General features: G+C 58.7%; 10 protein-coding genes and 1 pseudogene. 6 read left to right on the top strand and 5 right to left on the bottom strand.

Annotated elements, in window-relative coordinates:
- Positions 1 to 48: 48 nt before the first annotated feature.
- The 4 genes and pseudogenes from FPZ52_RS07005 to FPZ52_RS06995 form a co-directional block, all read right to left on the bottom strand.
- Complete coding sequence (locus tag FPZ52_RS07005; RefSeq protein WP_146364775.1) at positions 49 to 1,686, bottom strand: helix-turn-helix domain-containing protein; 1,638 nt, start codon at positions 1,684 to 1,686, stop codon at positions 49 to 51.
- A 531-nt stretch (positions 1,687 to 2,217) separates the two neighbouring features.
- A pseudogene (locus FPZ52_RS07000) lies at positions 2,218 to 3,863 on the bottom strand (IS1634 family transposase).
- A gap of 298 nt (positions 3,864 to 4,161) precedes the next feature.
- Positions 4,162 to 4,404, bottom strand: coding sequence for a DUF6880 family protein (locus FPZ52_RS19550; protein WP_420851709.1), 243 nt, complete (start codon positions 4,402 to 4,404; stop codon positions 4,162 to 4,164).
- Positions 4,405 to 4,554: 150 nt separating this feature from the next.
- The gene (locus FPZ52_RS06995; protein ID WP_146364774.1) at positions 4,555 to 4,866 is read right to left on the bottom strand and encodes an ETC complex I subunit; all 312 of its coding nucleotides are present in this window, start codon (positions 4,864 to 4,866) and stop codon (positions 4,555 to 4,557) included.
- A gap of 126 nt (positions 4,867 to 4,992) precedes the next feature.
- Here FPZ52_RS06995 and uvrB point away from each other — a divergent pair, with 126 nt between their 5' ends.
- Together uvrB and FPZ52_RS06985 are read left to right on the top strand one after the other, a co-directional pair.
- A complete protein-coding gene (gene uvrB / locus FPZ52_RS06990) occupies positions 4,993 to 7,191 on the top strand; it encodes an excinuclease ABC subunit UvrB (RefSeq protein ID WP_146364773.1) in 2,199 nt (732 codons plus the stop codon).
- A gap of 19 nt (positions 7,192 to 7,210) precedes the next feature.
- Positions 7,211 to 7,756, top strand: a complete 546-nt coding sequence (locus tag FPZ52_RS06985) for a hypothetical protein (RefSeq protein ID WP_146364772.1) — start codon at positions 7,211 to 7,213, stop codon at positions 7,754 to 7,756.
- Here FPZ52_RS06985 and FPZ52_RS06980 read toward each other — a convergent pair.
- Entirely contained in the window at positions 7,753 to 8,808 is a 1,056-nt protein-coding gene (locus FPZ52_RS06980) for a glycosyltransferase family 4 protein (protein WP_146364771.1), read from the bottom strand. The genes FPZ52_RS06985 and FPZ52_RS06980 overlap by 4 nt on opposite strands.
- A gap of 209 nt (positions 8,809 to 9,017) precedes the next feature.
- Here FPZ52_RS06980 and FPZ52_RS06975 point away from each other — a divergent pair, with 209 nt between their 5' ends.
- From FPZ52_RS06975 to FPZ52_RS06960, 4 genes are all read left to right on the top strand, one after another.
- On the top strand, positions 9,018 to 9,224 hold the full coding sequence (locus tag FPZ52_RS06975) for a cold-shock protein (RefSeq protein WP_146364770.1): 207 nt from the start codon (positions 9,018 to 9,020) through the stop codon (positions 9,222 to 9,224).
- A gap of 149 nt (positions 9,225 to 9,373) precedes the next feature.
- Complete coding sequence (locus tag FPZ52_RS06970) at positions 9,374 to 10,510, top strand: amidohydrolase family protein (RefSeq protein ID WP_146364769.1); 1,137 nt, start codon at positions 9,374 to 9,376, stop codon at positions 10,508 to 10,510.
- A 72-nt stretch (positions 10,511 to 10,582) separates the two neighbouring features.
- Positions 10,583 to 11,752, top strand: coding sequence for an RsmB/NOP family class I SAM-dependent RNA methyltransferase (locus FPZ52_RS06965; protein WP_146364768.1), 1,170 nt, complete (start codon positions 10,583 to 10,585; stop codon positions 11,750 to 11,752).
- Positions 11,753 to 11,887: 135 nt separating this feature from the next.
- On the top strand, positions 11,888 to 14,125 hold the full coding sequence (locus FPZ52_RS06960) for an ATP-binding response regulator (RefSeq protein WP_146365690.1): 2,238 nt from the start codon (positions 11,888 to 11,890) through the stop codon (positions 14,123 to 14,125).
- The last annotated feature ends 99 nt before the right edge of the window (positions 14,126 to 14,224 follow it).

Here is a 14,224-nt window from a genome sequence, read left to right as displayed (position 1 = left end):
AAAATAGCCCTCTGACTTTGGGTACATTGTTTCGCGGCAGGTCAGTCGTCATCTGATTTTGGGGATGGAGACGATACCCTGCTTGGACCATCCGTAGATCGTTGCGCGTGACACGCCGATCATCTTTGCGACGTCTTCCGCACGTACTCCCTGGTCCAGTGCCGCCTGTGCCTTCCGGACATTCTCAGGCGTCGCGAAGCTTGGCGCGCCGATGCCCGGACGTTCGGACTTCGCGGAAATACGCAAGCGGGCCGCGCCCTTGGCATTGGTCGGATCGACAAGGTGAGGTTCAAGCCATACTGCCCACCTGCGCAAAGCGTTCCCAACCCTCAGCTTCGAGGCTTCTGTATTGTAGTTCCGGCTGAAACGCGTGCCAATTTCCTCGCCGATCTCAACCCCTGCCCGGTGGGGGTCCTCGAGCAAGATTTCTCGTGTGACCTGCAGCGTCGGTGCCTTCATGGCGGCGTGCCGCAGCGTGTCTTCGGCAGATGCGCTGTCAGGCACAAGAGAGTAAACTCTTCCGTCGCGGACCTCGATCAAACCAAGTGCCACCAAATCGGTGCGACTTCTGTTTTGGTTTGCGGCGTCCCAATCTCCTGTTGGAACAGCTTCATCACTGGACATAGTGAATTCGAGCGATGCTAAAGCCGATGGTGGGGCGGTGCCAGCGATGAAGAGGCGTTCGGAACGGGGACTTTGACCGCCGTTTTCGCTCAGGACTCTTTGCAGTTCTTCTGAGGACACGCCGACTTCTCTCAACACTGCGACGCGCCCTTGAGAGTCCGTCTGGAGAAAAGTGTCAATTACAGATGAATCGACGCCGATAGATCGCAGGGGAGGCCCTGCGGGGACCACCATTGGACGTTCCTCCCTTAGCTCATCAAGGGTGGTCGGCTTACGTAGTACATGGAGACTGACCGCCAACGTCGCATCCCGGCTCAGTGCGTTCTGCAGCCCCCGTGCGGCGAGGGTCCGGAGCAACAACCCGAACAGATCCTTGTCCCTTGTCTTTTTACCTTTCAGGAACCGGGCGGCGCGCTTGCCAATACCACCGCTTGGTTTGATATCGTCAACTCGACCGAATTGAATCCATTCGCCGCGCGTCGTTAGGGTCGCAACCACCGCTGAGAAATCCATAGTTGGGTCAGGCTTTACGAACCACCCTTTCTCTCTATCGACTAGCTGCCCCTCTAGAACGCGCCCCGCATCCTCCACTTCAACGGTCTGCGGCCCCATTTGCTTCCAGCGGCGCGTCCGCCTTCGGGTTTCGGTAGTAAAAGACTCGCTTCCATAGCTTTTGCCAGCTTTCGCGACCCCCTTCGCGTCTGGAATGGGCGCACTGGAAGATGCGCCCGCTTCTACCTCGGTACTGATACCCCACCCTCGCTGCCTGCGATCAATATCTTCTCTAGCATATGTGTCGCCCGACCTTTCGAAAATGGGGTCCAGTTGGCAGTTCTTGAATTGAACCTCAATGGACGCCTTCTTGATGCCCAAGGAGACAGAAAGAGAGAAGTCGTCACCTTCAAGTGGAATCATTTGCTCGCCGAAAGAGGCCGATACCTCCAAGTCATACCCATCGACGAAACGGTTGGACGTCGCGCCAAGCCAGACATTGGCAATATGCGGGTCCAAGGGTGAAGGTGCCTTTGCGTCGTAATCAACGATGAAATCCGGTTCATCCATGGGTAAAGCGCTCAGTGCTGAAGTGGCCCAGTATCGTCCTAATGATGGGAGTGGATCAAGTTTGCGACTCAGTCAAGCCGCTTAACATTCTTGAATGTCGAAGGAATTCCGAAAGACCGAAATCACCTTCGCAAGCCAAATGGTCGGCTTGACTAGGCGCAACGAAGTGTCGCGACTGGCTCGCGGTTGCGCGCAGGTTACAACGAAGCATCGCCGACTTATGCTATTGTCAGTCATTCGAGCAAAGCGCAGCGAATGTCGGCTCCCCGCCTTTCATGTCTGATCTGGCCACAATGATGCGGTAGGGTTGACGACCTCCGGCCATCCCCATCAAGCCCCCAAGACACATTATGGCCTCGAGGGCATGCTCGGCCAAAGTCACTGGATAGAGCGTAGGACGAGGGGCGATCTGACCTAGATGCCACCCATCACAGCGCATATCGTATCTTGAACGCCCAAGTTCATCAGCAAAGCGCTTAAACAATTGATATTGTTAAGGCCGATTAGCCAAAAATGTGACAACAAAGCCCGTCAGGCGGGTTTGGGGAGATCCATGGCTTCGAAGAGGTCGAGTTGCTCCGGTGTTGTTCTGCTGACGCCGTGCAGGGTGCGGTTTCCCGCATGGGCGGTGTGTTTCTGGATGCACGCGAGCATGTCGAGTGCTGTGCGGGGGCTTGCGGAATGCCCCTTTGCCTTCAGGCGCATGCGCATGACGCCGTAGAGTACCAGCGCGAGAAAGCAGATCAGGGCATGGGCGCGGATGCGGTCGGGCAGCCGGTGGTGGACGGGGGCGATCTCTATGTCGGACTTCAGCACGCGAAAGCCGCGCTCGATATCGGCCAGGGCCTTGTAGCGTGATAGGGCGTCAGGCGCCGTCAGATCGGACGCGTTGGTCAGCAGCGCGAGTTTGCCGTCGAAGAGTTCCGCTCGTACGATGGCGTCCTCGTCGAGGCTCCAACTGAACCGGTCGGCTTGCAGGTCGGGCTTGATGAAGCGGGTCAGTTCGGCTTCGGCGACGGCGCGAGTGAACCGGCTGTAGGCGCCACGATCGGAAGCGCGACGACCGCGGGCGGTCTCACCGTCATCTTGCCGATCAAGCTTCGTCACCATGCGCTCTGCCATATCTTCGAGCTCTCGGATGCGCGCCCTGCGCCGGCCTGATCGCTCTTCAGCGCGCAGTTGATCATGGGCGACGATCAGGCGATGCCCGGCGAAGGTATCCTCGGCCAGGCCATCATCGTCGAAGGCAAGCCCGCGGAAGGTTTCTGCCATCTCGGCATAACGGCGGGCGGGCACGGCAAGGATGAACTCCAGCTTGCGGCCGCCCTGATCAGCCAGAGATGTCAGTTCGCCGATATTCTCGAGGCTCAGCAGCCCGCGATCAGCTACCAGGATGACGCGCTGGACCGGAAACCGCTGGAGCACCCTTTGCAACATGCCCTGCAATGTCTTCGTCTCGGCCGTGTTGCCCGGATGAACGGTGTGCAGCAGTGGCAGGCCGTCAGAGGTCTGCACGACACCAAGCACGAACTGCCGGGCGATGCCGCCGATCTCCTTGTTCATGCCGAAGGCGCGAATATCGTCCTCCATTGCGCCCTCGCCATGGATGCGCACGGTTGTCAGGTCGTAGAAGACAACGGCCAGATCGCGGTCGACCAGTGGGCGGATCTGGTGGGCCAGAGCACCCTCCACGGCATCCGCATGGTCCATCAGGGCATCCATGGCGCGCAGCAGATGCTGATGCGTCACGGTTTCCGGCATGGCCGGCATCGCCACCGTGTCCAGCCAGCGCAGGCAGCCCAGTTTGCTGTCCGGAGCACAGAGGCGGTTGAACACCATCGCACGGATGAGTGCCTCGGCATTGATCTCGCGCCGTCCGGAGCGCAGCGCCCGGTTCAACGCACGGTCGAAACCGAGATCCTTCCAGATCTCATGCAGCGCAAAACATCGCCATAACCCAGAGAAGATTCATAGGTGATATCGGAGGCGGTATTCTCGAGCCGGCCGGCGGCGCGGTTCAGGCCGTTGATCAGTGGGTCAAGCTTGCCGGGCTTGATCTTGTCCAGCCTGCCGAGATTGGCGACGACCTTGATGCGGACCTTTCCGGCCTCGTCGCGGTGACCCTCGACGAGTTGCAGGTAGCGACGGCCGCCGGATTCGGTGATGCGCGTGTACATGGACGAACAATATGCCATCCATGATCATTCAAACAAGCCGCTTATCATCTAAGACGTGTTACAACAAAACTTCGCCCAAAAGAGCACCTTCAGGACGACAAGCCATTGATTTCATTGTGTGCGGAAAAGGCCAGTCCGTCCAAATCTCGGCTTAACTGTCGAACCCGGGTGAACGGGGCCTCAGCTGTCATTGATGCGCTCCTGGATACTTTCGGCCAGATGGAGCTGCGCCCAGTGCAGGTCAAAGTCCAGAGATGGCGCGGTGGGCGCGACACGACTTCCGACGCGTTGGATGATCTCAGTCAGCGCTTGGACGAGTTATGCGCGCGGGGAAGATCAGAAACCTTTTGTACTGCCGGATCGCGGCCAAGCTTCCGCGGATATCGGGAGTCACGGTCTTGGGCCTTCCATCGGCAACCAGAGTCATTCGCACCCGACGCTGCCGCGCAGTATCGCCGTTGACCGCTTCAAGCAGCAAGTTTGCCAGCACTTCGGCTCCCAATTCTATCAAGCTGGATTTGTTGAACGGCTTGCGGGCCAGAGGAGTGTTTCTGGTCAGAATTTCTCGCGCTGCGAGGCTCGGAGGTTCGTGGCATCAACATATGGAGAGGGCACCCATTGAGCGCCCTACATCTAGGTTTCGCGGGATCTTCGCTCCGATTCCGAGACAACTTTGCCCCGATTTACACCCTCAATGCGTCCAGACGTTCCGCCTGTTGGTCGCGAAGTTTTCGCCGTAGCCGCCGGGGCGGATGTTGGTGCGTCGCTTGTGGGGTTCCTGGACCGTGGCTTCGATGCCGTGCTCCTTGGCGTAGTCGAGTGCCTCCTCCTTCGTGTCGAAGGTAAGCTTGACCTGGCGTCGCGTATCGTTCGAGCTTGTCCAGCCCATCAAGGGATCGATCTCGCGAGGGGACGCCGGGGCGAACTCCAGCACCCACTTCCTGGTTTTCGCACTTCCCGAAGACATCGCGGTGCGAGCGGGCTTGTAAATACGAGCGAGCATGGCAATCTCCGTAACTTGCGCGGCTTTATCCGCTGGAATCGCGGTGGTAGCAAGGGCTGATCAGGTCATCCTGTCACCGGGAGTTTACTTGAGCAACAGCGTCGCAGGGTTAGAAGGGCATTCAGAATGACACAGGCTCCGGATATTCCGATACTTCACGCAGCCGCCCCTGATGTGCGCAATCGCGAGAAGCTGGAAGGGGGCATCCGGTTCCGGATGCAAACGGAATTCAGCGCCGCTGGCGACCAGCCCACGGCCATTGCCGAGCTTGCCGGCGGGCTCGTGGATGGCGAACGCGATCAGGTGCTGCTGGGCGCAACCGGCACCGGCAAGACCTTCACCATGGCGAAGGTGATCGAGGAAACGCAGCGCCCCGCGATCATTCTGGCCCCGAACAAGACGCTGGCGGCGCAGCTCTACGGCGAGTTCAAGGGTTTCTTTCCGGACAACGCGGTCGAGTATTTCGTCAGCTATTACGATTACTACCAGCCCGAAGCTTATGTCGCACGCAGCGACACCTATATCGAGAAGGAAAGCCAGATCAACGAACAGATCGACCGGATGCGCCACTCGGCCACCCGGGCGCTTCTGGAACGCGACGACGTGATCATCGTGGCCTCGGTGTCCTGCATCTACGGTATCGGGTCGGTCGAAACCTATGGCGCGATGACGCAGGATCTGCATGTCGGGCAGGAGTATGACCAACGCAAAATCATGGCGGATCTGGTCGCGCAGCAATACCGGCGCAACGATCAGGCCTTTCAGCGCGGCAGTTTTCGTGTCCGCGGTGATGTGCTGGAGGTCTTCCCGGCACACCTTGAGGACAGGGCCTGGCGCTTTTCCTTCTTCGGCGAAGAGCTGGAGGCGATCACCGAATTCGACCCGCTGACCGGCGAGAAAACGGACAGCTTCGACCAGATCAGGATTTATGCGAATTCACACTATGTGACGCCGAAACCGACGATGCAGCAGGCGATCATCGGCATCAAGAAGGAACTGCGCCAACGGCTCGATCAGCTTGTGGGCGAGGGCAAGCTGCTGGAGGCCCAGAGGCTGGAACAGCGTACGAATTTCGATCTGGAAATGCTGGAAGCCACGGGTGTGTGCAACGGGATCGAAAACTACTCGCGGTATCTTACAGGCCGCGCGCCCGGGGAGCCGCCACCCACGCTGTTTGAATTCATTCCCGACCACGCCATCGTGTTTGCCGATGAAAGCCACGTCTCGGTGCCCCAGATCGGTGGCATGTATCGCGGTGACTTCCGCCGGAAATCGGTGCTGGCCGAACATGGTTTTCGCCTGCCGTCCTGCATGGATAACCGTCCGCTCAAATTCGAGGAATGGGACGCCATGCGCCCGCAATCGGTCTTCGTATCGGCCACGCCGAGTGGATGGGAACTGGAGCAAACCGGCGGCGTGTTTGCCGAACAGGTCATCCGTCCCACGGGACTGCTGGATCCGCAGGTCGAGGTGCGTCCGGTCACGACGCAGGTCGATGATCTGCTCGACGAGATCCGCAAGGTCACCGCAAAGGACATGCGGGTTCTGGCGACGGTGCTGACCAAACGCATGGCAGAGGATCTGACCGAATACCTGCACGAGCAGGGCATTCGTGTGCGCTACATGCATTCGGACATCGACACGATTGAGCGGATAGAGATACTGCGCGACCTTCGTCTTGGGGCCTTCGATGTGCTGGTGGGGATCAACCTGCTGCGCGAAGGCTTGGACATCCCCGAATGCGGTCTGGTGGCCATTCTTGACGCCGACAAGGAAGGCTTCCTTCGGTCCGAAACATCCTTGGTCCAGACCATCGGGCGCGCGGCGCGCAACGCGGATGGGCGCGTGATCATGTATGCCGACAAGGTTACCGGATCCATGCAGCGGGCGATGGATGAAACCGATCGTCGGCGTGCCAAGCAGATGGCCTATAACGAGGAACACGGAATCACGCCGGCAACCGTGCGCAAAAATGTCGACGACATTCTAGCCGGGTTGTATCAGGGCGATGTGGACATGAACCGCGTGACGGCTGTGATTGACAAGCCGATGCACGGGGCGAACCTGGAAGCGCATCTCGACGGGCTGCGACAGAAAATGCGCGAAGCGGCGGAGAACCTCGAATTCGAGGAAGCCGCGCAAGTGCGTGATGAAATCAAGCGATTGGAGGCGGTTGATCTTGCGGTCAGCGATGATCCCCTCGCAAGACAGTCGGCTGTCGAGGCTGCCACTGAGGCGGCGGTTGGCGCGCGTGGTCGTTCGACGGCGGGCCGTCCGGGGCAAAGAGGCGGTGTCAAACGGCGCAAGTCGCGCAAGAGCGGGTGAGATGCGGGCAAGAAGACTGATGCGGTATTGGGTTGCAATTTTTCTAACGGGTTTGGTTGTTTCATTGACGGCCGGGTCGGTCATGTCGGCCCCGCATCTTGACAGGTCGGAACTCTACTCAGGCGGTGCCTGGCGGGTCGAGTTGACGGTTGATACCGATGGTGGTGATCTGTGGTGCTCCGCATCCACGCGCAACAGGGCCGGGCAGAGCTTCGATCTGACGCTTTATGACAGCGGGCGCATCGCGCTGTTCGTCACGGACCCACGCTGGGACTTGGCGCAGCGGGACGTTTCGTTCGGTCTGGATGTCGATGGTGGCTTCTGGCGCTTGCGGGGCAGGGCGCAGGGAACATCCATCGGTGCGGCGCTACCTTCGGGGTCGGACGCCGTTGAGCTTCTTGAACGTATTTCCGTGGGTCGGCGTGCGACACTGATCAACAATCGTCGCCTGCCGGTTGCGAATTTCGCGTTACAGGGAGGGGATAGGGCGTTCGTGGAACTCTACGACTGCGCGTCGAAGATTTCGGACGATCACGCATTGCAGGTTTCGGCAGACCCGTTCTAGCGATCCAGCAAGGTCTCGACGCGCTTCACAAAGGTTTGCGGGCCCAGTTCCCCTTTTGCTGTTTCCGCAGCGTTCCTTCCGGCCTGGGCTACCAATTCGGGCGATGCGATCAACTCGTCCATCATGGCCTTGAGTGCAGGAACGCTTCGCTGCTCCACGACGAAACCATCCTTTCGATGCGTGATATAGCATGCAGACCCGCAGCCAGTCGTGACCAACGGTGCTGTGCCATAGGCCATGGCTTCGATGGGTGATGTGCCCAGCGGCTCGTTACGCGACGGCAGGACACACAGATCATGGCGGGCGTAGAGCTGCGGCATCTCGCTGTAGGGAATGTTTTCGAGGATCCGGATCGCGCCGTTTGACCGTTTGGCAAGGTCATGCAGCTTGTTGTAATGCGCTTGGGCCGCGCCTGTAGCGGTTCCGGTTGAACCAACGAGTGTCAGGGTTGCATGTCCGGATTGCAGCGCATCCTCCATCGCTTCGATCAGCTTGTCCTGGCTCTTGCGGGGTTGCATCAGCTTGCCGACACAGATCACACGCAGAGGCCCATCATGTCGGGGGACGCGTGTGATGCCTTCGACTGCCTCGACGGGCCAGGGAAGATAGGTGGCGTAACGATCCGCGGGCTGGCTCAGATCATTTCCAAGCCGCGGTGTAACCCTCTCCGCGCTGAGCCCCTGAAGCCACCATTCCCAGATCTCGTACCATTTGCGTGGAAAGTGAAGCGGTCGCTGGTTGTAGTGGATGAGCTTGCGCCGACCGAAGCTGCACATATGTGCGACCAGGTAGGACAGCGGGCGCGAGGTGCGAAGGAACACCAGATCGGGATCGGCTTGCTTCATGGCGCGGCGCAGCTTGCGCAGCGATGGGCGTTCACCGAACACGACTGGCTGAACGATGCTGTGATCTTCCTCGGCCCGTGATGACACTGCGAATACCGAAACCTTGTATCCGGATTTGACCAGCGCTTTGGTTGCCACGAAGATGTTGGTGTGAAAGCGGGGCACGACGAACAGAATGCTGTGCGGGGTGGTTGGCTTGTGTGTCACGATGCCTGTGCGTATTGTTGTTGTTTGCCGATATACCTACCGCAGAGAACTGCGAGTTGCTATCTTAACCGCATCATGGCATATGAGAGAATGCCAGCGTTACCTCTATCGACCCTGATTCTCCGATACCGGCTTTCAGTTCTTCGATCAGCACTGACCTAGCCGACCTGCCGCATGTTGCGGGCAGACTAAATTAGGAGAACACGGAAATGGCCACTGGCACCGTGAAATGGTTCAATTCAACCAAAGGCTTCGGCTTCATCGCACCTGAATCCGGCGGCAAAGATGTCTTCGTACATATTTCTGCTGTCGAGCGTTCCGGCCTGACAGGGCTGCAGGACAACCAGAAAGTGTCCTTCGACCTCGAATCGGGTCGTGACGGGCGTGAAAGCGCGTCGAACCTGCAACTTCTCTGAAGTTGATAAACCCCCGATCCGACCGGACCGGGGGTTTATTTTTCCGGCGGGGATCTTGTTCCGCCAAGGATGAAAATCCCCCTGTCCCTGTCACATACGGGACACAGAGCCATGTTATCCACAGGTAAAGATAACAGTAGGCTCCGTCGATGATCCCGCGTCTTCCTCCATTGCGCCTTTCGGGTGCGTTCGTTCTTCGTGACGGTTTGCTCCAGCAACGCTCCATCGCGGTTTGCGAAGGGCGCTTGGCTGTCGGGCCTTATCCCGCGGTCGATCTGAGCGGATACTATGTGTTGCCCGGAATAGTCGATGCGCAGTCTCGGTCTTCGGGCAGGGACAGTACCTTCACCATTTCGATGATGGCGTCTGGCGTGACGACGGCTTATGTCGGCGTCAGTTGGGGGTGGACCCGGGAACACGCCCGCCCTGATGTAGCGACTGCAGCCGTCGCTCAGATAGCCACCTTCAATCGCTCCTGTCCGCTGGATCTGCGCATTCAGTTGCGTTGCGACCCGCTGATGGCGCATCATGAAGCCGCGCTTCTCGACTTGGTGCAAACACCAGAGATCGGGCAGGTGGTCTTTACCAATGGTGCGGCCCGTGCAGCACTGCTTCGCGATGGTGACCCCGACCAATTCGCAAAATGGTCGGCCGAACGTGGGCGGACGGTTGAGCATATGTCGTTTCTGCTGGACCGGATGCTGATGAACGCCCATTCCGTGCCACGGCATCTGTGCAAGTTGGCAGAACGATTTGACAGTCTCGGCATTGTCTATGGCTCGACCGAGGACGACTGCGTGGAGACCCGTGAACACAGGAGCATGATTGGCGCACGCCTTTGCATGGACCCCCCGGGCATCGGGATAGCCCGCGCCGCGCGGGCCGTGGGGGATGCCGTGTTCATCGGGGCAGCGCGCGCGTTGGCTGGAACGGCTGCCGGGCAGGGGTGGTCGGCGATCGAACTGATCCAGCACAAGGGTTGCGACGCGCTGGTTTCCAACGGTGATCCGGCGGCACTTTGCAAGGCCGTTTTCCGGTTGGTCGAACATAGTGGCATGGATCTGGCGCAGGTATGGCGCTTGGTGTCGGAGCATCCCGCCCGCGTACTGCGCCTGCCCGACAGGGGTATGATTGCACCGGGAAAACGCGCTGACCTTGTGGTCGTGAACGCCCGTAGCCGTCAGATCGAAGCGACGATCTGCGACGGTCGGCTGGGATACGTCACTGGGGAAGCGGCAGATCGGTTCAGGGATGCCCGTCTGGTGCCTGCGCTCGCTGCCGAGTAAATTCCTCCCTCGTCCTTTATAGCGCGATCAGGTAGCCTGCGCGACCTGACAGTGACGTGATAAGGACACCGTATGATACCAGGTGCACGCTTACAGGCGGCCATCGAAGTGCTCGACAAGATTGCGGCAGGCGAGCCTGCCGAGAAGGCGCTGTCCAACTGGGCCCGCAGTCATCGGTTTGCCGGGTCGAAAGACCGCGCGGCCATCCGTGACCACGTATTTGATGCGCTGCGCAAGCGTCGGAGCCTGGCCGCGCTTGGCGGCAGTGACACGGGTCGGGGCTTGATGATCGGTCTGCTGCGGGAGGCGGGCGATGATCCGGCTGAAATTTTCAATGGCGAGGGCTACAACCCGGCAGCGCTCACCAATGACGAGGTGATTGGGGGGCTGGCTTCGACCGCCCCTTCTGTCGCGCTTGATTGCCCCGACTGGCTTTATGATCGGTTGGCCGTGTCTGTGGGCGAAAATCGGGATGATATTCTTTCGCTGATGCGTGAACGGGCTCCCGTCTTTTTGCGAGTAAACACCCGCAAAGGCCCAGTGAATCACATCCAAGATCAATTGTCCGACGACGGGATCGAGACACGCCCGCATCCATTGTCACCAACCGCCTTGGAAGTGACATCTGGCGAACGGCGTATTCGTGGCAGCAAGGCCTATGCCGACGGTTCGATCGAGTTACAGGACGCTGGGTCACAGGCAATTTCCGATATGGTATCGCTGCCGGACGGTGGCAGAATGCTGGATTATTGCGCTGGTGGTGGCGGCAAGTCCTTAGCCGTGGCTGCCCGTGTGCAGGGAGTTTTTGTCGCCCATGATGTCGCGATGGCACGAATGAAAGACTTGCCGGATCGTGCGGCGCGGGCAGGCGTGGAGATCACCTGCGTACCGACCAGGAAGCTGGCGTCGCTGGCACCCTTTGACGCGGTTGTTGTGGATGCGCCTTGTTCCGGTAGCGGAGCGTGGCGGCGCAACCCGGACGGCAAATGGTCGCTTACGCCCGGGCGGCTGAATGACTTGGTTACCTTACAGTCCGACATTCTGGACAAAGCGGCTCGGCTGGTCGCGCCGGGTGGGGCGCTGATCTACATGACATGTTCTTTGCTGGAAGAAGAGAACACCGGCCAGATCCGGTCCTTTTTAGAGCGACACCCGTCTGCAACTCTCGATTGTGGCCGTTCGCTGACACCCTTGGATGGAGGCGACGGTTTCTTCATTGCATCCTTGACAGGTCCATTTTGACTAAGTTCAACTTAAAGTTGTAGTCAGGGCCGCAGTCCTGCTTAGCCATCGATTGCGGATTGGTTAAGGTGGAGAAGTCAGGTGACGGCCGAATACGGATTGCCAGATGCTCTCGTAACGAGTTGTCAGCGGAACATGCCCGTAGCGCGGTGCTTGGCGGTCGCGGGGTTTGTCGTGCTGGCCGTGTCGATCTGGTTCGGCAATCCGGTTCAGTCCGAACTGGGGTCGATTGTTGGACTGGTCGTGCTTGGGCCCTCATTAGCGGTGCTCGCCATATCTGGATACACCAGAAAGCGGCGCGGCGACTTCTTTTCCACTCTTCAGGCAATGTTTGGCTCATACCCGATGCCGATGATTGCCACCAGCGTCGACGGGCGCATCGAATACACCAATGGTGCTGCAGCCGACGTGGCCGATGGTGCCTCACTCATCTTTCATTGCCTGGACCATGAAGCGGCGGATTCGTCCGATCTTGCTGCGCGTCTGATCCTTGCCGCCGCACGAGACGGCTACGCGTTCGAGGACAAGCACTTGAACTGCCGGACCCGTCGGATTTCGGTGTCAAAGCTTCAATATGGTTTCTTTCTTTGGCGTATCGAAGAATTGTTCTCGCCAGACAGCAAGACCGGGCCAGTGTCGCTTCCAGTGTTCTCGCTGGGGGAGGATAACTGCCTTACTCCGCGCACTCCATCGGCTATCAAACTGCTTGGAGGAGAAAGAATCGAGGCGCGGCTGCAGAACTTCGACGCAACCAGCCGCAACGTCCAAAACCTTGACATCGTGATTGGGAAGCAACTTCTTCACAGGTCGATAGTCGCAGCCCAAACCGCCACAGGGTATGAAATATACTGCCTGCCCGAGGAACTGGAGGCTGCCGCGACGCAGTCGCCTACGATGGATGCGCTGCCCGTCCCACTTCTGAAGGTCCGTCGGGACGGCACGATTGTGGCGGCCAACCGGTCTGTCCGGGATTTGCTGGATGACGACATTATTCCTGGCATACGTCTTTCAGAACTGATTTCGGGACTGGGGCGCCCGGTCGAGGATTGGTTGAGCGAGGTTGCCGAAGGACGCGGATTGCAGCAATCGGAATTTCTGCGCCTCGCGTCGCAAGACCGGGACAAGTATGTTCAGGTCACGCTGAAGCGCAGCGTTGAACGCGGTGAAGTGTTCCTGATCGCCGTTCTCAACGATGCCACCGAGTTGAAGACGCTTGAAGCACAGTTCGTCCAAAGCCAGAAAATGCAGGCAATCGGCCAGCTTGCAGGAGGAATTGCGCATGATTTCAATAATCTGCTAACGGCAATTTCCGGACATTGCGACTTGATGTTGTTGCGACATGCGCCAGATGATGGTGACTACGGCGATCTTGTTCAAATACACCAGAATGCCAATCGCGCGGCCAGCCTGGTCGGGCAACTCTTGGCTTTCTCGCGCAAGCAAACCCTTCAAACGCAGTTTCTTGATCTGCGCGAAGGCTTGGCCGACCTGACCCATCTTCTCAACCGCCTGGTGGGTGAACGCGTAACTCTGACATTGCGCCACTCGCCGGATGGCTGCGGGATTCGTGCCGACAAGAGACAGCTAGAGCAGGTCATCATGAACCTCGTCGTCAATGCGCGCGATGCAATGCCTGATGGCGGCGAGATTGTGATCGAGACGCAGTCGGTCGATCTTGAAAGCGAGTTGCATCGCAACCGCGCGATCATTCCGCCGGGGCGCTACGTGGTCGTGCGCGTGATCGATCAGGGCGAAGGCATCCCGGTCGAACAACTTTCGAAGATATTCGAGCCATTCTACACGACCAAGAAGGCGGGGGAAGGCACTGGCCTTGGACTTTCAACGGCTTACGGGATCGTCAAGCAAACGGGGGGGTTTATTTTCGCCAACAGCACGGTGGGCTGCGGGACGATCTTTACGCTGTATTTCCCGTTGCACACTGAACGGGAAACGCCCCCGGAAGAACCCGTCGAACAGGTTCCACGGGTTGATGAAGATCGTTGCGATGGCATCATTTTGCTTGTCGAGGACGAGGCACCAGTGCGTGCATTTGCCTCGCGAGCGTTGCAACTGAAAGGTTTCACGGTGCTGGAAGCAGAGAACGCCGAAGAGGCCCTCGCGATTCTTGCGGATAAGGCAGTAGAAGTAGATGTCTTCGTGACCGATGTGGTCATGCCGGGGATGGATGGCCCGACCTGGGTGCAGAAAGCCTTGTCTGATCGTCCCGATACGCGCGTGGTCTTCGTTTCTGGCTATGCAGAGGATGCACTCAACGATCACGAGTTGAAAATCCCCAACTCGGTTTTCCTTCCCAAACCGTTTTCATTGCAACAGCTCACTTCGGTGGTGCAGCATCAAATCCGCCGATGCTAACTCTTTCTTTACGGCCTTTGCCCAAAGTAAGGCGGCGTTAATATTTGATTGATTTTCTGTCTCCTCTGGCTCATACAGAATGAGAACAAGAGAAGAACA

The sequence above is a fragment of the Qingshengfaniella alkalisoli genome (assembly GCF_007855645.1).
Classification (GTDB): Bacteria; Pseudomonadota; Alphaproteobacteria; order Rhodobacterales; family Rhodobacteraceae; genus Qingshengfaniella; species Qingshengfaniella alkalisoli.
Note: the sequence above shows the minus strand (reverse complement) of the source record. Positions and strands in the feature narration are given on the sequence as shown.